This is a genomic window from Agrobacterium sp. 5Ca39 (assembly GCF_055382365.1).
In genome coordinates this window covers 1,543,207-1,564,650 of sequence record NZ_AP026437.1, presented here as the reverse complement: position 1 = coordinate 1,564,650, position 21,444 = coordinate 1,543,207, and the positions used below count along the sequence as shown (strand labels likewise).

Annotated in this window: 14 protein-coding genes; 6 read left to right on the top strand and 8 right to left on the bottom strand. The window is 60.4% G+C overall.

Translation table 11 applies throughout. The annotated features are described in order from the left end of the window. Positions 1-313: 313 nt before the first annotated feature. From ACZ47E_RS20865 to ACZ47E_RS20845, 5 genes are all read left to right on the top strand, one after another. On the top strand, positions 314-1,921 hold the full coding sequence (locus ACZ47E_RS20865) for an ABC transporter substrate-binding protein (protein WP_022562815.1): 1,608 nt from the start codon (positions 314-316) through the stop codon (positions 1,919-1,921). Positions 1,922-1,962: 41 nt separating this feature from the next. Then, positions 1,963-3,054, top strand: a complete 1,092-nt coding sequence (locus tag ACZ47E_RS20860) for a rhodanese-like domain-containing protein (protein ID WP_022562814.1) — start codon at positions 1,963-1,965, stop codon at positions 3,052-3,054. A 46-nt stretch (positions 3,055-3,100) separates the two neighbouring features. Further along, positions 3,101-4,354 (top strand): acyl-CoA dehydrogenase family protein, encoded by a 1,254-nt coding sequence (locus ACZ47E_RS20855; protein WP_022562813.1) that lies wholly within the window; start codon positions 3,101-3,103, stop codon positions 4,352-4,354. A 73-nt stretch (positions 4,355-4,427) separates the two neighbouring features. Next, the gene (locus tag ACZ47E_RS20850; protein WP_234704080.1) at positions 4,428-5,390 is read left to right on the top strand and encodes a PLP-dependent cysteine synthase family protein; all 963 of its coding nucleotides are present in this window, start codon (positions 4,428-4,430) and stop codon (positions 5,388-5,390) included. 281 nt (positions 5,391-5,671) lie between these two features. Continuing rightward, entirely contained in the window at positions 5,672-7,267 is a 1,596-nt protein-coding gene (locus tag ACZ47E_RS20845; protein WP_022562811.1) for an ABC-F family ATP-binding cassette domain-containing protein, read from the top strand. Between the two features lie 156 nt (positions 7,268-7,423). Here ACZ47E_RS20845 and ACZ47E_RS20840 read toward each other — a convergent pair whose 3' ends face one another. The 8 genes from ACZ47E_RS20840 to ACZ47E_RS20805 all read right to left on the bottom strand — a co-directional run bounded on the left by ACZ47E_RS20840 (position 7,424) and on the right by ACZ47E_RS20805 (position 16,850). Continuing rightward, complete coding sequence (locus tag ACZ47E_RS20840; RefSeq protein WP_022562810.1) at positions 7,424-8,179, bottom strand: SDR family NAD(P)-dependent oxidoreductase; 756 nt, start codon at positions 8,177-8,179, stop codon at positions 7,424-7,426. Positions 8,180-8,348: 169 nt separating this feature from the next. Then, positions 8,349-9,290, bottom strand: coding sequence for a LysR family transcriptional regulator (locus ACZ47E_RS20835; RefSeq protein WP_034496907.1), 942 nt, complete (start codon positions 9,288-9,290; stop codon positions 8,349-8,351). A 225-nt stretch (positions 9,291-9,515) separates the two neighbouring features. Further along, on the bottom strand, positions 9,516-11,429 hold the full coding sequence (locus tag ACZ47E_RS20830; protein ID WP_022562808.1) for a PhoX family protein: 1,914 nt from the start codon (positions 11,427-11,429) through the stop codon (positions 9,516-9,518). Positions 11,430-11,557: 128 nt separating this feature from the next. Next, on the bottom strand, positions 11,558-12,271 hold the full coding sequence (locus tag ACZ47E_RS20825) for a 4'-phosphopantetheinyl transferase family protein (RefSeq protein WP_022562807.1): 714 nt from the start codon (positions 12,269-12,271) through the stop codon (positions 11,558-11,560). A 30-nt stretch (positions 12,272-12,301) separates the two neighbouring features. Then, complete coding sequence (gene dhbA, locus ACZ47E_RS20820; protein WP_022562806.1) at positions 12,302-13,057, bottom strand: 2,3-dihydro-2,3-dihydroxybenzoate dehydrogenase; 756 nt, start codon at positions 13,055-13,057, stop codon at positions 12,302-12,304. A gap of 13 nt (positions 13,058-13,070) precedes the next feature. Beyond that, positions 13,071-13,940, bottom strand: coding sequence for an isochorismatase (locus ACZ47E_RS20815; protein WP_022562805.1), 870 nt, complete (start codon positions 13,938-13,940; stop codon positions 13,071-13,073). Positions 13,941-14,031: 91 nt separating this feature from the next. Further along, positions 14,032-15,657, bottom strand: coding sequence for a (2,3-dihydroxybenzoyl)adenylate synthase (locus ACZ47E_RS20810; RefSeq protein WP_022562804.1), 1,626 nt, complete (start codon positions 15,655-15,657; stop codon positions 14,032-14,034). A gap of 17 nt (positions 15,658-15,674) precedes the next feature. Next, positions 15,675-16,850 carry an isochorismate synthase gene (locus ACZ47E_RS20805; protein WP_022562803.1) on the bottom strand — a complete coding sequence of 392 codons (1,176 nt, stop codon included), beginning with the start codon at positions 16,848-16,850 and terminating at the stop codon, positions 15,675-15,677. An 81-nt stretch (positions 16,851-16,931) separates the two neighbouring features. Here ACZ47E_RS20805 and ACZ47E_RS20800 point away from each other — a divergent pair, with 81 nt between their 5' ends. Then, entirely contained in the window at positions 16,932-21,386 is a 4,455-nt protein-coding gene (locus ACZ47E_RS20800) for an amino acid adenylation domain-containing protein (RefSeq protein ID WP_022562802.1), read from the top strand. Positions 21,387-21,444: the final 58 nt, after the last annotated feature.

Here is a 21,444-nt window from a genome sequence, read left to right as displayed (position 1 = left end):
GCCGGCCGAGGCATCTGCCGAGCAATGTCCTTCTCAATCGCGATTTTGCGATGAAACAACATTTCCACGGGAATGCTGAAACAAACGCCGGCGAGATTTCTTCGCATTCCACCATCTGCTCCGGATGCGCAACGAAGATCCCGATGGATGGGGCAATTCAGCGCGAGTTTTGGTGCCTGCTTGCGTAAGTATTGAAATAAAATTCCGCAAGGAATGATTTCTTCGACTAGGAGGAAGAATTTTATCCTTAGGAATGCGCCGCATTGCCCCGATGCTTTCGTCATCGAAACGACGTTTTCAAACGGGGATTTTCATGACGATCGGACGCCGGCAGTTCAATAAAATGCTTCTTTTGGCAACGGCAGGAACGGCCCTGCCTGGTTCGGTGTTCGCGGCGGGTGGCGATGCGAGCCGGCCCGTCTCCGGCGGCACGCTCAGGCTGCTCTATCGTGTCGATCCCGGCAACGCGCTTTTCGCCATCAACACATCGTCAGGCACGGGGCAGGCGATCGGCCCAAAGATTGTTGAAGGCCTCCTCACATTCGATTTCGACCTCAAGCCGCAGCCCTTGCTGGCAACGGAATGGTCCGTTTCCGATGACCACCTGCGTTATACGTTCAAACTCAGGCCAAATGTGAAATGGCATGACGGCAAAGATTTTACATCGGAAGACGTTGCCTTTTCGATTTTCCGCCTGAAAGAAGCACACCCGCGCGGCCGCATAACCTACCAGAACGTTCAGGCGGTGGAGACGCCTGATCCCCTCACTGCCATTATCGTTCTGTCCAAACCCGCACCGTTTCTCATTGCTGCGCAATCGAGTTCGGAATCGCCGATCGTGCCGAAGCATATTTTCGAAAAGCTGAAGCCCGCCGATGGCCAGACGCTGCAGACTGCTATTGGCACCGGCCCCTTCAAACTGACCGAATGGACGCCGGGGAGCCATCTGATCTTCGATCGAAATCCCGATTATTGGGATGCTGGCAAACCCTATCTTGATCGCATCATCCTGCGCATCATCACCGACCCGGCTGCGCGGGCAGTGGCGCTGGAGACGGGGGAAGTCGATCTTGGCGACAACCCCGTGCCGCTGGCGGATCTCGAACGGCTGAAGCAGAACCCCGATCTCGTTCTGGATACGAACACCTATGCCTATGCGGGTCCGCAGCAGCAGTTGTTCTTCAATTACGATAACGAAATCTTCCGCAAGAAAGATGTTCGCCTGGCCATTGCGAAGGCAATCAACCTCGATGAGATCGTCAATGTAGCGCTCTTCGGTTATGCGCAGATATCACCCAGCCCCGTCAGCACGGCCCTTCCCAACTGGTATGATGCTTCGGTCAAGCCATATGCCTACGACCCGAAAGAAGCGGAAAAGTTACTCGACGCGGCGGGATATCCGCGCAAGGAGGACGGCAAGCGTTTTCCAGTACGATTGACGTATAATTCCTATCTAACGCCCGGCTATGCCGATGTTCTTCGCAGCCAGCTTGAAAAGATCGGCATTGCCGTTGAAATCCGCAAATACGACCTGCCGACCTATCTGAAAACTGTCTACACCGACCGCGCCTTTGATCTGGTGGTGGAATCCCTCTCCAATACCTTCGACCCGTCGCTCGGCATCCAGCGCGCCTACTGGAGCAAGAATTTCAAGATCGGGCTGCCCTTTTCCAATGCGGCAAACTACGCCAATCCAGAGGCGGATGCGCTTCTTGAGGCGGCCGCCATCGAACCGGATCCGAAGAAACGCTGGGTAACCTGGAGCAAGTTCCAGCATCTTATCCATGACGACGTTGCCTCCGTCGATCTCGTGGCGGCGGGAAGCCAGATCGTGGCGCACAAGCGGGTCAGGAATTATGTCACCGGCGCGCAGGGGCTGAACTGGAGTTTCGGCGATCTGTGGCTCGATCCGACCGCTTGAAACCCCGCATGAAAATTCCGGATTTGTCAGGAGAAAACGCAATGTCCGTATTTGCTGTAACAAAAGATCGTCTCATCGAATGGCTGCGGGATGGCAGGGAACTTGCGGTTCTGGATATCCGTACCGCCGAGGAAGTGGGGTATGCTTCACCGCTATTTGCCACGAACCTTCCGGTTGACAGGCTTGAGGCGGAAATCGATCGCTTCATTCCTCGCCCCGTCGTGCGCACCGTGCTGGTGGATGATGGAAAAGGCAGCGCGGAGCAGGCGGCCGAACGGCTTGCCGCCAAGGGTTGGACCGACATTCATTTTCTGCGTGGCGGAATCCCGGCATGGATCGAAGGTGGCGTCGAGGCGTTGCCGACATTCGATATTCCTGGCGTTCCTTTCGTTCAGAAGGTGCGAGGCGAGAAAAACACGCCTGTGGTTTTTGCGCGTGAGCTCAAGGCGTGGCAGGAAGCCGGTGAGGATGTTGTCATCCTCGATACGCGCACATTGCCGGAATATGAAAAGGCACATGTGCCCGGTGCGATCGGTGTGCCGGGTGCCGAACTCCTGCTGCGCTTTTCCGATCTCGTTCCCTCGCCAAAAACAAGGGTCGTCGTCTCCTGCGCGGGCCTGCCCCGCGCAATTCTCGGCGCGCAGACATTGATCGACGCCGGTGTCGAAAACGATGTCAGTTACCTGCATGATGGGACGCGCGGCTGGACGGATGATGGATTTGAGCTGGAAACAGGCCGCTCCCGAACATATTCGCATGTCAGCGCCAAAGCGAAAGAGATTGCAGAGGCGCGGTTGAAGGCCTTTTCCAGGGATGACGATCTGCGCTTCATCGACCGTCCGACTGCCGAGACATGGTTGAAGGACCCATCACGAACGACCTATTTCCTGGACGTGCGCACACCGGAAGAGTTCGAGACTTCCCATCTGCAGGGCTCAATTTCGTCGGAAGGCGGGCAGCTTCTCGGTGTCGCCTATCGAACGATCGCGGTGCGCGGTGCCCGGGTCATTCTGGTGGATGACCTGCTCGGCGCCCGCGCCAGGGTCGTGGCCCACTGGCTGAAACGCAGAGGATTCGAAATCGCGCCCCATTTACACGACTTCGAACAGGGTGCCGAAGCGGCAGCCGCCTAGACCCGGCCGGGTGTTCGCCAGACTGCTCCACAGACAGGAATTTGCAATGACCAATGCCAGCCATGCCTGGGGTTCTGCGCCCAGCAAACGTTTTGACGCGATCGCCGAGAGGTTTCGGGGAATTTTTTCCGAAATCGGCAAAGATTCAATACGACACGATCTGGAACGCGAGCTTCGTTTCGATGACTACGAAGCTTTGAAAAAGGCCGGCTTTTCCAGATTGCGCCTGCCGGAGAAATTTGGTGGTCTGGGCCTGACGCTTCCCGAGCTTTTTGGCTTGATCATTGAACTCGCGCAGGCGGATCCCAACCTCACCAATGCTTACCGCAGCCATCTCGGCTTTACGGAGGATCTGCTGAATGCACCACCTTCGCCATGGCGGGATGCGTGGCTGGAGCGGATCGGACGTGGCGAAACCATTGGCAGCGGCTTTTCGGAAATCGGGGATGCCAAACTTGGAACCTATTCCACCCAGCTCACCCGGGATGGCGGCGGCTGGCGGCTGAATGGCGAGAAATATTATACGACCGGCTCGCTCTATGCCGACTGGATCACGCTTGGAGCCGTGGATGGCGATGGTGTACCGGTTGGCGCGCTTGTTCCCACAAAGGCTGAAGGCGTCGAAATCGTCAACGACTGGGATGGTTTCGGACAGGCGCTGACGGCCAGCGGCACGGCGCGATTTACCGACGTGGCGATTTCCGAGGACCTCATCAAGCCGAGCGCGCTTCGTTTCAGCTATTCAGGCGGCTTTTTCCAGCTCGTCCATCTGGCCTCGCTTGCCGGGATCGGCCGCGCGGCCGCATTGGAAATCGCCCGCCATGTTGCGGAGCGCAAACGCGTCTATCAACGCAGTAACGCCGCGCGTTTTTCTGAAGACCCTCAGGTGCTTCAGGTCGTGGGGCGGATCAGGGGTGCGGCCTATAGCGCCGGCGCCATCGTGTTAAAGGCCGCAGAAGCCCTGCAGGCTGCCTATGATGCCAATCTCTCTGGAGACGAGAAGCGCATTGCATCTGCGAACCGTGACGCGGAGCTGGAAGTCAGCCAGTCGGTTACTGTCGTCAGCAACCTTGTCCTGGATGCGTCCACTGTCCTCTTCGATGCGCTTGGCGCCTCAGCCGCAAAACGCAGCCATGGTCTTGATCGTCACTGGCGAAACGCCCGCACGATAACCTCACACAATCCCCGTATCTATCACGACCGTATCGTTGGAGATTTCGCCGTGAACGGCGCCTCACCAGCGCCAAATGGAGGCGTGGGGATAGCACCGCAAACGCAGAAGGAAAAATCCGAAGCATGATCAAAACATGCGGTCCGACGGGCGATACGCATTGGAGCCTGTTGTTCGGTATCCACGCAGTGCAAACAGGATAGTGAAATTGGGCAGGATTTATCGGGATTTCACAGAACTCGTCGGCAATACGCCGCTGGTGGAACTCGCCAGAATTCGGACGAAATACAATCTCCAATCGCGCATTCTCGCCAAGATCGAGTACCTCAATCCCGCAGGCAGTGTCAAAGACCGCACCGCCTGGGGCATCATACGTGAGGCTGAGAAGAGCGGCCGATTGAAGCCGGGCGATCTTCTTTTTGATTTGACCAGTGGCAATACAGGCATCGGAATTGCGGCGGTTGCCTCCGCACGCGGCTACCGCACGAAATTTTATCTTCGCAATACCATCAGCGAAGACAAGATCAACATCCTCAGGCAGTTCGGCTCCGAGATCGAACTGATCGAAAATGAGGAGCTCTTCCAGCCTCATGCCATCCATCGCATCATCGACAGGATCAAGGCTGAAAATCCGGATGCATTTTATACCGGCCAGCGTTCAAATGATGCCAACCCGCAGGTTCATTTCGAGACGACCGGGCCGGAAATCTGGCGCGATACCGAAGGTGACGTCGATATCCTGGTCGCCACCGTTGGTACGGGCGGCACCGTGTCCGGTGCCGGGCGCTTCCTGAAGGCGCAAAAACCGGAGATAAGGATCGTTGTTGCCGAGCCGACACCGCAGTCCGTTCCATCCCCCGAAAACCCCGACGCTTCCACGATCGAAGGCGTCCACAAGGTGACCGAGGTGGAGGAAGGGACCTTGCCGGAGACCTACGACAAGAGCGTCGTGGATGAAGTCATTGCCGTTACCACCGAAGAGGCGCGGCGGGCAGCGCTTGCGGTGGCCAGAGAGGAGGGCTTCCTTGTGGGAACCTCATCCGGTGCGGCCATCTTTGCCGCGATCGCGCTTTCCCGCCGCGCGGAAAACGACGGCAAGACGATTGCGGTCGTGTTTCCGGATAGCGGCGAGCGCTATCTTTCGCTCTTTGATGCCCCTGACTGAAAAGTCTGCTCGCATGGTTCGCGGCCCCGGAGAAGTTTGAACTGTGCCCGTGAATGACCATGTCGGCGAAATCATTGCCCCCTGACGCCGGATGTGGAGCGAACACAAGACCGTCAGCCGCCGATGCTTGAAAAGAGCGCAGGCCGTTATTGAAGCGGCCTTGAATGCCCCATTTGCAAGCGCTACATTCCATCGGTCCGCAGCAACAACAGGATGGTCGACAATGGATTTCAACCCGATAGCAACGCCACTTTGCCTTGCCATGCGGGAAAACCTTGTCCATGACCCACTTTATCACACTCTCCAATCTGTCCTGGTTCACGCCTGACGGTCGTTCGCTTTTCACCAATCTGAATATTGTGTTCGGCCCGGAGCGTGTCGGGCTTGTCGGTCGTAACGGCGCCGGCAAGACGACGCTCTTGAAGCTGATCGCCGGCGAATTGACACCATCTTCGGGTTCTGTCTCTGCACCGTCGGGTATCCACATCCTGCGTCAAAGCGTCCAGGTGGCCGAAGATGAGACGATTGCCGATCTCTTTGGCGCGCGTGAAGCGCTCGCTGTGCTTGAACGGGCGCAGGCGGGTGGCGCGACGTTGGAGGAACTGGCCGATATTGATTGGATGCTTGAGACGAATATCGAGGCGGCACTCGCGCGCTTCGGCCTGTCCATGCCCGCGACGACACTGCTCGCCCGACTCTCCGGCGGGCAGCGCACCCGTGCAGCGCTTGCCGCTCAAATCTATCATGCACCGGAGTTCCTGATCCTCGACGAACCCACGAACAACCTCGACCGTGACGGTCGGACTGCAGTGATCGAACTTGTGAGCGGCTGGCGTCACGGCGCAATCATTGTCAGCCATGATCGTGAATTGCTCGAAACGGTCGACAGCATTGCTGAACTGACATCGCTCGGTATCAGTCGTTATGGCGGAAACTGGGACCACTACAGCGATCGCAAGGCACTGGAGCTTGACAATGCCAGGCATGAACTGTCCGAGGCCGAGAAGCGGCTCAGCGCCGTCGAGCGCAGGGCGCAGGAGACGGCCGAGCGGCAGGCTCGTCGCGATGGTGCAGGCAAAAGGAAGGCGGCGGAAGGAGGAATACCGAGAATTTCGGCCGGAGGGCGCGCCATGCGGGCGGAGCAGACAAGCGGTGACAACGCCGCCACGGCGCGCCGAATGACGGGGGAGGCCAAGGCAGACGTCGCAGAGGCGCGAGGGCGCATTGAGGTGCTTGAACCATTCATGCTGTCCATACCGTCCACCGGACTGGTGGCGTCAAAGACGGTTCTGCGGCTGGAAGACGTAACTGCGGGTTACGAACGCAATGCGCCTGTCCTGTCCGATCTGTCGCTTGCGATTACAGGTCCGGAACGGATTGCGGTGGCGGGGCCGAACGGTTCGGGAAAGACGACGCTGCTTTCCGTCATCACCGGGTCTCTCGCGCCATTTTCTGGTTCGGTCCGAGTTGAGGTTGCTTGCGCGTTGCTGGACCAGAAGGTCAGCTTGCTGCGACCCGGGCTATCCGTCCGGGACAATTTCATGCGTCTCAACCCGCGGTCCAGTGATAACGCCTGCCGGGCCGCTCTTGCCCGCTTCCTGTTTCGCGGCGACGCCGGTTTGCAGGATGTGCGGCATCTGTCTGGCGGCCAGATGCTGCGCGCCGGCCTTGCCTGCGTCCTTGGCAACCAGAAGCCGCCGCAGCTTCTCATACTCGATGAACCGACCAATCACCTCGATCTTGATTCCGTCGCGATCGTGGAGGCCGGCCTGAAAGCGTATGACGGCGCAATTCTGGTCGTCAGCCACGACGAGGCATTTCTGGAGGGGATCGGCGTGTCCCGACGGTTTGAGCTTCATGGACGCCGTCAAACATGAGCAACGCCGCGCATTTTAGCGCGGCATTTGGTCATTCGAGAAGCCAGCTCGACGGCCTGAAGAACGTCCTGAGGCTCTCTGTGCAGGCGATTGACGGCAGCACGCATCTTGATTTCTTGTTTCGAAACGGAGGCCACCCGCCACTGCGATTCAGCGTTAAACCTGTGCCTGGCCGCCGTCCGCGAAGAGCTCGGCGCCGTTGACGAAGCTCGCATCATCGGAGGCGAGGAACAGCGTCGCCTTGGCGATTTCCTCGGCTTCGCCGACGCGACCGAGAGGGATGCGAGAGGCGAGATAGTCGAGCAGGCCCTGCTGCTGTTCCTTGTCGTCGCCTGCAAGTTCGACGAGGCCTGGTGTGCGCGTGGCGCCGGGCGAGATGACGTTGACGCGGATGCCCGTGCCCTTGAGGTCGAGAGCCCAGGAACGAGCCAGGTTGCGCACCGCGGCCTTGGAAGCGGAATAGACGGAAAAGGCAGCCGTGCCTTCGGTGCCGGCAGTCGAACCCGTCAGCACGATGGACGAGCCCTTGCCCATCAGCGGAAGTGCCGCCTGCACGGTCAGGATCACAGCTTTCACGTTGCGGCCAAAGGTGTCGTCAATCTGCTCCTCGGTGATCTGGCCGAGCGGCAGCATGGTGCCGCCACCGGCATTGACGATGAGGGCGTCAAGGCGGCCCTGTTCCGCCTTCACCTGGGCGAACAGCTTGTCGAGGTCAGCGTTGCTCGAGGAGTCCGCCTGTACGCCGACTGCGCCCTGTCCTATTTCTGCCACCGCTTCGTCCAGAGCGGCCTTGCGGCGGCCTGTGATATAGACGCGTGCGCCTTCGGCAGCGAACAACTTGGCCGTCGAAAGACCGATGCCGCTGGTTGCTCCGGTGATGACGGCGATCTTGTTTTGAAGCCTGTTGGCCATGTTAACTCTCCTGATGCTTGGGCGCGCGAAATGGTTCAGCCCGAATGCACGGCCTGTTGAAGTTCTGAATTTGCTCGGGATGTGGCGCGGGTCATTGGCCTCGTCACCGTCCGATGAGGAGAAGTTAGTTCGTCAGCCCGGTGGAGAGAAGCCGCTCAGGATGGAGACATTATCCATCTGGATGGATAGTCGTCTTCGTCACATCGCGCCGTGCGTCGACCGCTTCGAACACCTTCGCTGCCCATTCCGTGAAGGCGCGTAGCCGCGGATTTGGGAAACGATCAGCGGGATAGACGAGATGAAGGGGATGATTGTCCGGCTTCCAGTCGGGGAGAAGTTCAACCAGCGCCCCGCTCTTGAAATGGGGCCGCGCGAGAAATCCGAAGCTTTGGCCAATTCCCAGTCCCGACAGCAGCGCGTTCAGATGCGCGGTACTCTCGTTGACGGAAACGCCGCCAGAGGCCGGGAGATACTCGCTTCGCTCTTCGCCGCGCTGAAAACGCAATGGAAATCTCTTTCCAGATGACGCGGAGAAGTAGGAGACGATCCGATGCTTCTCGATATCGTCAGGTCGCTCCGGCAACTGCAGACCAGCCAGATAAGTGGGCGATGCGCAAATGACGTAGTCCAGCTCGCACAGCTTTCGCGCCTTCATTGATGAGTCACCCAGCGCCCCGCCGCGAATGACGCAATCGATACCCTCACTGACGAGATCGGCGGGGCGATCGCTGACACCGAGCATGAGATCGATTTCTGGATAATGGCGCTGAAAATCCGAAAGTGCCGGGATAAGGATCTGGTTTGCCAGCACAGAGCCGATGTCGACGCGCAGCTTTCCTTTGGGTGTGCTGCGGGAGCCGGCAATAGTGCCGTCCATGTCATCGAGATCGGCGAGGAGCTTCAGCGCGCGTTCGTGATAGGCGACGCCCTCCGTGGTCATCGTGACCGACCGCGTGGTGCGCTCCACGAGCTTTGTTCCGAGATGTGCCTCGAGATCCTGCACCAGCTTGCTGACTGAGGACCGAGGAAGGTTCAGCATATCCGCCGCCTTGGCGAAGGACCCGGCTTCGGCGACGCGGACAAATGTTCGAATTGCGAGTATCTGATCCAAGAGAGGCCCAACAAGCAGGTGGAGATAATCTACATCTACACTTGGCCGGGGAGCGCTGCCATGCAGGTTCTTGCGAAAGGTGGATAAATCTGCGCCATACGACGATATCCGAACGTTCATTCACGAACACAGGCAAAACGCCGCGTGTCCTTTCGGGCACGCGGCGATTTATCGTGAAACCGGATGGCAATTCCCTCGCGATCCGGTTCCGTTCATGCCTGTGCGTCAGCCGATCTTCACATTGTCGTCGCGCTTGATGGCGATGACGGTCGAGCGGGGCAGCTTGCCTTCGCCGTCCGGGAAGGGGGCGTCGGGGTGCTGGATGCCGACGAAGTGGGTGCGCTTGTCGGCGGACCAGGTCTGGCCGGTGACTTCGGAACCCTTCGGCGCAGTCAGGAAGCGCTCAATGCGGCCAGTGGCCGGGTCGCCCGCCAGCATCTGGTTGTTGCCCTGGCCGGCGAAGTTGCCTTCATTGGTGTCCTCGCCATCGGTCTGGATCCAGAGCAGGCCGGTCGAGTCGAACATCATGCCGTCAGGCGAATTGAACATGTTGCCTTCGTTGATGTTCGGGGAGCCGGCATAGGCGTCCTTGTGGACGGCGGGGTTACCGGCCATGCAGAACAGGTCCCACTTGAACTTGCCGTCCGCATGGTCATCATTTTCCGGATACCAGCGCACGATCTGGCCGTATTCGTTCTTCTCGCGCGGGTTGGCGGCATTGATCGCCATGGCGTCGCCACCGGCATTGGCGCGCAGCTTGCCGTCCTTCATTTCGCCGCGGCGGCTGTTGTTGGTCAGCGCGCAATAGGCTTCGATGGCGACGGGGTTGATGGCGACCCATTCCGGGCGGTCCATGGTCGTCGCGCCCACCTTGGAAGCGGCCTGGCGGGTGAAGACGCAGATTTCGTCGATCTTCATGCCCGTGGTTTCCGGCGTCAGGGCAAGCCACTCGCCGGCACCGTCATCGGAGAACTTCGCGACGTAAAGCGTGCCTTCGTCCAGCAGCTTGGAGGTGTCGCCGCCCGGCACGTAGATGCCGCTGGAGACGAATTTGTAGAGGAACTCGCCGCGCTCGTCGTCACCCATGTAAACGACGACACGGCCGTCACGGGCGATCACCACGGCGGCGTTTTCATGCTTGATGCGGCCAAGCGCGGTGCGCTTGATCGGCGTGGACTTGGCGTCCGAGGGATCGATCTCCACCACGTAACCGGCGCGGCGTGGTTCATTGGGGTTCTTGGCAACGTCGAAACGGGCGTCGAACTTCTCATAGGCGTAGCGGGTCTCGGCGACGATGCCGTAACGCTTGTAATCGTCAGGCAGCTTGAAGGCGGCGTCGGTGGTGCCGAAATAGCCGTTGAAGTTCTCTTCGCAGGTGAGGTAGGTGCCCCAGGGCGTGCGGCCTGCGCCGCAATTGTTGAAGGTGCCGAGACAGTCGACACCCTTGGGGTCGGCGGCGGTCTTGACGAGATCGGAGCCTACGGCCGGGCCGGAAAGCTTCATCGGCGTGTTGTGGTGGATACGGCGGTTGAAAGGGCTGTCGAGAACGATTTTCCAGCCGTCCTTGTCTTCCGCGACTTCCATGACGGTGACGCCCTGCATGTTCTGCAGGATCTTCACGTCGTCGGCCGTCTTCGGGTTGCCTTTTTCGGCGTGCGGCAGGTTGGTTTCCGGGTTCACATATTCATGATTGACGGCGATCAGCTGGTGGTTGCCCACCACGAAGAGTTCCATGCCGTCGGTATTTTCGCCGAAGACCTTGTCGGAATTTTCAACGCTGACGCCCTTTGCGGGGTCGAGATCAGGAACGTTGGAGAACAGCGGCTGGCCCCATTTCGCCAGCGGCTTCCAGTTATAGCCTTCCGGCACATGGATGGTGTGGTCGGTGGCGGCGGCAACCGGCTTGAAGGGGAAACGGCCGACAGCGGCTTCCCGCGCTTCGGCCGAGGTGCTGCTCATCAGGTTGCCGAGCGTGCCCATGGCGGCTGCGGCCGAACCGAAGGCGAGCACGCCGCCCAGAAAGCCGCGGCGGGAAATCGCGGTTTCGACCACGCGGTCGAAATCGGTTTCGTCCGGCGGCGGGTTCTGCAGTTCGTCCCACTCGTCCCAGGACAATTTGCTCGTATCGATGTCGGTCATATCGTGTCTCCACCGTTCAATGTTTGGAATCATTCCACAGGCTGCGTACCTTCCGAGTGTTTCACTCGGATGACGGGAAGACAGGTTTAAAATATGATTGTCGCGGTTATGAATCCGCTGTTTTTCCCTCAATGCGGGATAAGGACGCGGGTGAGGAGCTGGCCCTCGAAGCGGCAGAAACGGAAAGGAACCTCCGTTCCGCACCGCCATTCCTCGCTGAGTTCAGCCGTCAGGCACAAGGATCCCGAGCCATTTGCGTCCAGGCGGGATAATTCGGCCGCCTCGAAAAAGAACAGCTTTTCCACCATGGGATACAGCGCCTTGAACAGGCTTTCCTTGGCCGAGAAAATCAAGCCGGTGATGAAGGGATCGATAATGTTGCCGAGGTTGTAGCGCTCATTTGCGGTCAGGAGTTGTGGGGCGATATCGCGGGCCTCCTCCTCTGTCAGCAGTTTTTCGATATCGACGCCGATACCGCGAAACTGTCGACAGCAGCCGACAAGCGCAATCGCCGTACCCTCGCTGTGGGAAATTGCGCCAATCACCCCTTCGGGCCAGAGAGGCGCACGGTCCTCGCCCATACCGGGAAAGATGGAACGGCCGGTCAGGCGGCGGATGGCTTCCGCAGCGCATCTGCGCCCCGCGATGAATTCCGCCTTGCGTCTTTGCGTGGCGCTTGAAAGCTGCGGCGGCAAGGGAGGGACCTCGCCGCCGCAGCCCTCATCGGCGCTGAAACGAAGGGTAAGGCAATGGCAGCCGCATATGTCGTCCGGCCAAGGCCAGATGGCCTCGGGTGGATCGCCGGAGATGGCGTCGTGATCAAACGCCGTTACAACGTCCATGTCCCTTACTCTCAATCCAACGGCTCGAATTCAAGCCGCAAGCGTGGCACCGCCATCAACCACGATCTGCTGCATCGTCACGTGCCCGGCCTGATCGGAGGCGAGGAACAGCACGGTATCGGCAATATCGTCCGGCCTTGCGATCTTGCCGAGCGGAATGCCGAGCTTGAACTGCTCGGGCAGGCCGGCGACCAGCCGGTCCTTGCCGGCAGGATCGCTCAACATGCCGGCAAGCATCGGCGTATCGGTGGACCCGGGTGAAACGACGTTGCAGCGCACGCCATAGGGCGCAAGCTCGAGGGCGGCGCAATGGCTGAGGCTGACCAGCGCCGCCTTGGAGGCGCAATAGGCCATCATGCCGATGCGCGGCACGACGGCGGCATTGGAGCCGATATTGACGATTGCGCCGCGCCGCTGCCGTTTGAAGGTGGCGCTCCACTGTCTCAGCATATGGAACGGCCCGGCAGCGTTGACATCCATGCACGCCTTCCAGTCTGCGGGCGTCAGGCTTTCACTGTCGCCGAGCCGCAATATGCCGGCGGCATTGACGAGAATGTCGAGCCCGCCCCATTCGGTCTCGATCGCCTTGCAGGCCGTCTCCACCGCCGCCGCATCGGTGATGTCGAGTGCGATCTGGCGGAAGGGCGCTTCCGCCGTTCTGGCCTGGAGGTCGAGGCCGATGAGATCGGCCCCTTCCTCGATGAAACGTTCGGCGATGCGGCGGCCGATGCCCTGAGCCGTACCCGTCACCAGCACGCGCCGCCCGGTAAATCTCTGTTGCGTCATCTTTTTTGTCCGCTCAGGCCGCGAGCCGCTTTTGGTCGATCAGCGTCCACCAAGCGGAGAGAGTGGGCACACGCGCAAGCTCATCGAAGCCGACGGTGACGCCGCGTTCCTTCAACTCTCCGGCAAGCTTCATCACCTGCAGGGAATCCAGCCCGTAGAAGATCAGGTTTTCGTCGGGGTCGATATCGCTCTCATCCTCCACCATCTGCAGGACGCGGGCTTTCAGCCATTCGTTGATATCGTCGCCCTTTCCCGCGCCGACAAGGCTTGCGGCATCGATCACCACGCCGCAGCGTGTGGCCACATATTGCAGCGCCATGCGATGCTCCGCCTCGGAAAAATCGGCAACGCCATCACCGATCATGAACGGCTGGATGTCCTTCATAAAGGCTTCCACTGCCGTCATCATGCAGCCTATATGGGCATAAACGCCGCCGACGATGATCTGATCACGGTTCCAGCCCTTCATACGTTCGGCAAGGTCGGAGCGCTGGAAAGCGCTGTAGCGCCATTTGGTCAGCACCACGTCGTCAGGCGTGGGGGCGAGCTTGTCCACCACCTTCTGCAGTTCGGGATCAACGACGGTCAGACCCGGTCCCCACATGTCGTTAAGAAGAGCGCGGTCGCCGGGCGGCTGATTATGCGGCTGGGCGGTGTAAATGACAGGGACGCCGTTTTGAACGGCCCATGTCTTCACCTTGGCGAGATTGTCGATGAGGGTCGTCATCAGCTTTCCGTCGGCCTCGTAGAACCGCAGGAAATAACGCTGCATGTCGTGGATGAGGAGGACGGCGCGTTTCGCATCGGGCTGCCATTTTGTCTTGTTGGCCGGAAAACTCGCGGCGACCGGCATGGGATAGTCGGAAATGGTGGGGATCGTCATGATGACCTCGGTTTGTGCGGCACCGGCTGGGCTGGCGCATTTAGGAACATGGGGACGCCATTTTGGCGTCCCTTTCGATGGGTGCGGAATGTCAGGCGCTGACGGCGACGGGGGTCGTCAGCAGATCGCGCAGGCGTTTTTTGTCGATTTTTCCGACGGCGGTGAGGGGCATGGCGTCGATGAAGCGCACACGATCCGGCAGCTTGTAATCCGCGACGCCGAGGCCTGCGAGGTGCTGGCGAATAGCCGGCGCCTTGAGAGCGGGATTGCGCGACACGACGAAGACGCAGCTTTTTTCGCCGAGAAGTTCGTCTTGCATCGCCACCAGAGCCGCATGGGTGACATCCGGATGCCGCAGGATCAGGTTTTCCACCTCTTCCGAAGCGACCTTTTCGCCGCCGCGATTGATCTGGTCCTTCACCCGGCCAACGACCCTCAGATAACCTTCGGGCGTGCGCTGCACGACGTCGCCCGAGTAATAGAAGCCATCCTTGTCGAAGACCCGGGCGCTGTGTTCGGGCGCGCGGTAATAGCCCCGGAACGTATAGGGGCCACGCGTTGCCAGCATGCCGGCTTCGCCCTCGGGCACGTCGTTGCCGTCCTCGTCAACGATGCGGATTTCGTCATCCGGGCTGATCGGCCGGCCTTGCGTGGTGAAGACGATATGGTCGGGGTCACCGAAGCGGGTGTAGTTCACCAGACCTTCCGCCATGCCGAAGACCTGTTGCAGATCGCAGCCCAGCACTTCCGGCACCTGGCGGGCCAAAGCCTCGGCGAAGCTTGCACCGCCGACCTGCAGGAGCTTGAGCGACTTCAGCCTTTCGCGATGGGCGGGCGCCGCCTGCAGCCACAGCGCAACCGCTGGCGGCACCAGCGGCACAATGTTAACGCCGTGTTTTTCGATGAGATCGAAGCAGGCAAGTGGTTCCGGATTGGCAGCCATGACCACCGCACCGCCGGCGTGGAACACACCGAGCGCGCCGGGCGAACTCATCGGGTAATTATGCGCCACCGGAATGGCGCAGAGGAAGCGGGTCTCAGGCGAAAGGCCGCAGATTTCCGCACTGGCCCGAACGCTGTAATCATAGTCGTTATGCGTCCGGGGGATCAGTTTTGGCGTACCGGTGCTGCCACCGGAAAGCTGGAACAGCGCCACTTCATCGGCGGCGGAAGGGGCGTAAACGGGTGGGTTTTCGGCAGGGGCGGCCAGCCGCCGTTCCAGGCTCAACCGCGGATCTGTTTCGCCAAGCAGAAGGGTCAGGGTAAGCCCGGGAGAAGCCGCCTTCAGCGCCTCCAAAAATGTGTCATTGGCGAAAAGCTCGTGGCTGCGCGAGCCGATCACCAGCTTCGGCGCGATCTGCTCCGCATAGGAGGTCATTTCCAGCCGGCGATGGCTGAAAAGTGCGTTGACGGGGGAAGCGCCGATCTTCATCAGCGCGAAAAAGACGAGATAGAACTCGGCAATGTTCGGCAACTGTACCAGCGCGGTGTCGCCCTTGCCGATGCCAGCGGCGGAGAGATGTCCGGCCAGATTGGAGGATTGCCGGTCGATATCCGCGTAGGTGAAGCGGCGGTGGCCGCAGATCAGCGCCGTCGCGTCCGGCCGGCGCTCGATCTGTTCGGTGAGGATGCCGCTCAGCGGCCTGTCGATCCAGTAACCGCGCTCGCGGTACCGGCGCGTCAGATCGTCGGGCCAGCGTTGAAATTCGATTGTCATGGTTTGTCCCCGGGAAATCAGGCAGAAAGACCGCAGGCGTTCAGCATGGTCTTGAGTTTGGTCTGCACCTCGGCCCATTCGGATTCGGGCTCCGATGCCTCAACGATGCCGGCGCCGGCAAAGAGCCGCACCGTTTTTCGCTGCACGGAGCCGCACCGGATCGTCACCACCCACTCGCCATTGCCCTCAGAATCCGTCCAGCCGACCATGCCGGTGAAGAGGCCGCGCTCGAAAGGCTCGACGAAGCGGATAAGGCGATGGGCGCGCTCGGTGGGGAAACCGCAGACGGCCGGTGTCGGGTGCAACAGGCACGCAAGCTGCAGGGCATTGGTCTCGGGGTCGGCGAGGCGGCCTTCGATGCGGGTCGAAAGATGCCAGAGGGCCGCCGTGTTGATGAGGGAGGGTTTTTCAGGGACATCGAGTTCCGCGCAGACCGGCGAAAGCAGGGAGCGGATATCCTCGATAACGAGGCTGTGCTCGTAGTGGTCCTTTTCCGAAGCCGATAGCCGCTCGGCGTTGGCCTTGTCCGAGGCGGGGTCGACCATCCGCTTTGCCGATCCCGCCAGCGGGTTGGAGATGATGTTCTCACCCTGCTTGCGAATCAGGAGTTCCGGGCTGACGCCGATGAGGTCGCCGCCATCGGGCAGCGGAATACGGAACTGGTAACCTTCGCGATTCTGTTTGGCGAGACTCGCCAGCAATCTCTCGACATTGACCTCGGAAGCGAAGGTGAGTTCGCGCATGACGGAAAGTACCGCTTTACGGACATCGGAATGGCGGAAATTGACGATGGCGTGCTCTACGGCGCGTTTAAAGCCGGTCTCGTCCGGCAGGCTGTTCTGGCCGACAAGCGCGGGCATGGCCGAATCGGCGACGACCGGCGCGGTTTCTCGTGGGCTCCACTCATGGTTGTTCGGTATATAAAGGCATGAGGGTTCGCTGACATCGAAGGGGATTGCCCCAATGGCGATCGGATTGTCCTGACCAGCCCGGCGGGCCCGTTCGAAAGCGGCTTTAATCGCTTGCTGCAATGGGCTGCCCGTATCTTCTCCGCCGCGGGCCGGAAGCGTTATCCTTTCGCGAATTCCTTTGGCCCGCAACTGCCCGGTACCGGAAGTGAAAAGAAAATCTCTATTAAAATCAGCAATTTCGTCGGATTCGACGTCATTCGTCCTGAGTGCTCCCGTTTTCATGGGATGCCTCCTGTTCGAGTGGTTGACGATGGCTTATACTTGATTATGATAATCATGTTTTGTCAATCGGTGCAAATTCACATGCTAAATTTAACTCCGATGCAGGTGGCCTACTGGGTCGGTCGGGAGACGGATGGGATACTCGGAAAAGTTACGCCCCATCTTTATCTCGAGTTCGAGGGGCGAACTCTGGAGCTGGAAAAACTGGCCGTTGCGGTCGGCAGGCTTTGCCGGCGACACCCGATGCTGAGCCTCAGGATCGATGCGGAAGGGCGTCAATCCGTCGATCCTGATGGTCGCCCGCTGCATCTCGATGTGGAGGACATGACGGCGCTTGATGCGGAGACGCTTGCGCGCCGGCTCGAGATCAAGCGCCACGCGTGGAGCCATCGCGCGACGGATCTTCGCACTGCGCCGCCCGCGGCGATTGCGCTCAGCCTGTTGCCGCATGGCCGTAGCCGGCTGCATGTGGACACGGACATGTTGGCCATCGATCCGGCCAGCGTGCGGATATTGATGGAGGACCTCGCCGGCCTTTACGACGAGGCGGACAAGGATGAAACCGCGCGTCCCCCAGCGGCGCAGCCATCCTTCTTCGACTGGACGAAACGCCTTGCGGCCGATCCTGACCTCAAGAGCATGCGGGAATACGACCGGTCGTGGTGGCGGCAGCATATTGCGGATATTCCGGACGCGCCGCCGCTTCCATTTTTACCGGAGGATGCGTCACGCGCCGTTCATACGGACCGTTTTGCCACGATGCTTACGGTCGTTGAACGTGACGGTCTTGAACGGGCTGCGCGGCGTTGCTCGGTAACGATGTCGACCCTGTTGCTCGGTGTTTTTGCCGTGGCGCTGTCGCGGGCGATCGATTCCGAAAAGTTCCGGCTCTCCGTTCCGGCTTTCTGGCGTGCACCCCTGGTCGAAGGGGTTGATTCCATCGTCGGTGAGTTTTCCAACGTGCTGGTGCTCGGCGTCGATATCAGACCTGCTGAAAGCGTCGAAGCCCTGCTCGGGCGGGTTTTCGATGACATGAACGGCCTGCTTGCCCATCAGGCCTATCCGGGCGTCAGCATCATGCGCGACCTCTCTCGCCTGCGCGGCGGTTTGCAGACCTCGCCCGTGGTTTTTACCGCCGGTGTCGACCTGCCGGGCGGCGATCTGTTTTCACAAAGGGTTGGGCAGCTGTTCGGCTCCCTGGTCCACACGGTATCGCAAGGGCCGGGGGTTGCGCTGGACGCGCAGGTCGCGAGGCTTGATGGCGGCCTGCTGATAAACTGGGATGTGCGGCTCGATGCGCTGCCTGAACCATGGCTGCGCGCCCTGTTTGAAACCTACGTGGGTCTCCTTCGCCGGCTCGCTGATCACCCGGAGCTCGTTGAGGAATGCGTGGAACGATTTGGTGCTGCGATGCCCGAACAGCTGGCCGAGAAAAAAGGAAACGCCATGGAACGTCCGCTCTCGCCGCTGCAGAAGGCATATCTTCTCGGTCGCGGCACACATCTGCCGCTCAGCGGCGTGGCGATGCAGGAGTTTCGCGAATATCGCGGCAGCATCGACCCCGCCCTGCTGCGGACCCGCCTTTCTGCCATGGTCGAGAGACATGAAAGCCTGCGCACCCGCATCGACGAGCGGCGCCTCGTGCAGATCGTGTCCGGGGAAGCGGAGATCAACCTTGATATGATCGATCTCTCGGATATTTCCCCGGCGACAGCGGAAGCGAGGATCGATGCCGTCAGACGGGATTTTTCCCACGCCCATTTTGATCTCGCCGCCTCTCCCTGGCAGGTCACGGTCTTCCGCCTGCCGGCGTCCGAAGCAAAGGCTGATCATGTCGTGGTGTTCCTGCGTTTTGACGCTCTCATCCTTGACGGGCGGGCGATAGCCAGCCTCGCAACGGAACTTTTCGACGGTGTCCCGCCGGTCGCAATCGCCGCTGCGGCTGAAACGCCAGGAGAGGATATCGCAGCCGCCCGTGCCGGGCACGCGGCCTATTGGACCGAGAAGCTGAAAGAAGCTGAAGTGCCCTCGCAGTTGCCCTGGAAAGCACCGCTCGAAACCATTCCGACGTCGCGATATAGCCGCCAGAGTCTGATTGTCGAAAAGCAGCGCTTCTCCGCCTTTGCGCGGGCCGGTGCGAAAGAGCGCCTGTTCAAGAATTCGGCGCTCACGGCGGTCATTCTCGAGGTGCTGTCGCTCTGGCTGAACGAGGGTGCGCTGGTGGTCGGCATTCCCGTTGCGCCGCAGGTGGATGGGGCCTTCGCCAACCGCTCCAGCTTCATCGCCGTCCAGTGGAATGCGGCAAAAGACGATTTTGACGTGCGGGCGGCAGGCCTGCAGAGGGATGTGCTGGAAGGGCTGAACCATCTGGCTTTTTCCGGCATCGATCTCAATCGCGTGCTTCTCAATGCGAATGCGGGCGGGCTCGCCCTGCCTGTGGTGATTACCAATGGTCTCACATGGCCGACGCTTTCGCCGGATTCGGCCATGCGCTGGACGGACGGTCTGACGCAGACGCCGCAGGTCGTGCTGGATTTTCGCTTTTCGCAGAATCCGGAGGGCGATCTAGTGCTCGATATCGACTATGCGGAGCAGGCGATCGATGCGGCGATGGTGGCGGATATTCTCGCAGCCGTCGAGCGCGCGATTGCGGGGATCGCGGATAGCGGCGCTTTCGTCCTCAACGGACGCGATATTGTCGACCTGTCCCATTACCGGCTGAATGGCGATGAAGGAAACTTCGTCTGCCCGCCATTTCTGGAACGGATCGCCGGCCGGCTTTTCGAAGGAGAGCCGTCACGTACCGCGCTTGTCAGCGGCAAGCGGCGCATCGCCTATAGCGAGCTTGGCGAGATGGTGGCGCGCGTGATCACGAGCCTAAGGGCGCGCGGCATCGGTCGGGGCGATGTCGTGGCCATCTGCCTGCAGCGTAGCCCCGAACACACGGCGATCACGCTCGCCGCGGCCCTGATGGGGGCGGTCTGGGTGCCGGTCGACGCCGGTTCACCCGACGATCGCCTGCAGTATCTGCTGACCAACTGCCGCCCGGCGCTCATCGTCGCCCGTCGCGTTCCGCAGGGTTTTGATGCTGCCGATCCGGCGGTGCTTCTGTCCACGCCCGCTCCGGCTGGCGCACCGGTCTCCATGGCGGAGTTAGCGGCGCTTTCCCGAAGCGAGGACCCTGCCTATTTTCTTTACACGTCTGGCACGACAGGCAAACCGAAATGCGTCGTGCTTTCCAACCGCGCCACGGCCAATGTCATTGGCGGCACGCTGGCGGAATGGGCGGTGACGGAACGCGACGTATTCATCTCGGTCACCCCGCTGCATCACGACATGTCGGTCTTTGATGTTTTTGGCGCGCTCGTTGCAGGGGCGACGCTGGTGCTGCCGGAACCCGGAGAGGAAAAGGATGCGGTGCGCTGGAACGAGCTGGTCGCAGAACATGGTGTCACGCTGTGGTGCTCCGTGCCTGCCATCCTCGAAATGCTTCTCGCCTGCCGCCGTGGTAACCAGCTATCGTCGCTCCGGCTTGTCGCGCAGGGCGGGGACTATATCAAGCCTGTTATCATAGAAGAGCTTCGCCGGCTGAATCCTGACCTGCGGCTGATATCGCTCGGCGGGCCAACGGAAACGACGATCTGGAGCATCTGGCACGAGATTGTTGCGGAAGATGTGGCGGCCGTGCCCTATGGCCACCCGCTGCCCGCCAATCGTTATTTCGTCCTCAACGATCACGGCGGCCATTGCCCGGCGGGCGTCGTTGGCCGCATCCATACGGCCGGCGTGAATGTCGCGATCGGCTATCTCGAGGACGGCGCGATTACCCAGACGGATTTCGTGACGATTACCGATCCGCAGGGAAACAGCGTGCGCGCCTTCCGAACCGGGGACCGCGGCCGCTACCGGCCGGATGGCAAGATCATGTTCGCGAGCCGTGTCAACGGTTACGTCAAGGTGCGGGGCGTGCGCGTCTCGCTGCCGGATGTGGAAAACGAGCTGATCCGCCACCCTTCTCTCCAGAGGGTTCTGGTTGTGGATTACGGTGTCGAGCAAAAGGGCGAGGCGGCCATCGGCGTGCTTTATGTCACGGCACCCGGCCTCGAACTCACCACTGCCGAACTGCGCGACTTTGCCCGCCGGCATCTGCCGGAATCGCATGTGCCCGGCCGGTTTCTCAAGGTTGACGATCTGCCGCTTTCGACCAATGGCAAGCCCGACCGCCGTCGCGCCCGTGAACTCTTGACCGGTGGAACGGCTGACGCGGAACCGGCAAAATTCTCCGCCTCTGTGGTTCCCGACGTCGATCACGGGGACCGCCGGGTGCTGGATATCTATCTCAGCGTATTGGGTAAAAAGCCGGCAAATGTGGATGCAGACAGCGACCTGCTGGCGCTCGGACTTTTGCCGTCGCACCTGAAAACCGTCTCGGCCGAAATTCGCGCTGTCTTCGGTGTTGACCTGACACCGCAGCAGCTTTTGCGGTGCCGCAACGCCAGGCAGGTGACGTCGCTCATGGCCGTACGGGCGGCGTGAATCCCATCATTTCGGGTGGCACGTCGCGCCCGGCAACGAAAATAGTGCAAGGAAAAAC

Coding starts and splice junctions, on each gene's coding strand:
- ACZ47E_RS20840 (WP_022562810.1), bottom strand. CDS start 8,179: ATGGCCAACAGGCTTCAAAACAAGATCGCCGTCATCACCGGAGCAACC.
- dhbA (WP_022562806.1), bottom strand. CDS start 13,057: ATGACGCAACAGAGATTTACCGGGCGGCGCGTGCTGGTGACGGGTACG.
- ACZ47E_RS20810 (WP_022562804.1), bottom strand. CDS start 15,657: ATGACAATCGAATTTCAACGCTGGCCCGACGATCTGACGCGCCGGTAC.
- ACZ47E_RS20805 (WP_022562803.1), bottom strand. CDS start 16,850: ATGAAAACGGGAGCACTCAGGACGAATGACGTCGAATCCGACGAAATT.
- ACZ47E_RS20865 (WP_022562815.1), top strand. CDS start 314: ATGACGATCGGACGCCGGCAGTTCAATAAAATGCTTCTTTTGGCAACG.
- ACZ47E_RS20815 (WP_022562805.1), bottom strand. CDS start 13,940: ATGACGATCCCCACCATTTCCGACTATCCCATGCCGGTCGCCGCGAGT.
- ACZ47E_RS20855 (WP_022562813.1), top strand. CDS start 3,101: ATGACCAATGCCAGCCATGCCTGGGGTTCTGCGCCCAGCAAACGTTTT.
- ACZ47E_RS20845 (WP_022562811.1), top strand. CDS start 5,672: ATGACCCACTTTATCACACTCTCCAATCTGTCCTGGTTCACGCCTGAC.
- ACZ47E_RS20825 (WP_022562807.1), bottom strand. CDS start 12,271: ATGGACGTTGTAACGGCGTTTGATCACGACGCCATCTCCGGCGATCCA.
- ACZ47E_RS20860 (WP_022562814.1), top strand. CDS start 1,963: ATGTCCGTATTTGCTGTAACAAAAGATCGTCTCATCGAATGGCTGCGG.
- ACZ47E_RS20830 (WP_022562808.1), bottom strand. CDS start 11,429: ATGACCGACATCGATACGAGCAAATTGTCCTGGGACGAGTGGGACGAA.
- ACZ47E_RS20800 (WP_022562802.1), top strand. CDS start 16,932: ATGCTAAATTTAACTCCGATGCAGGTGGCCTACTGGGTCGGTCGGGAG.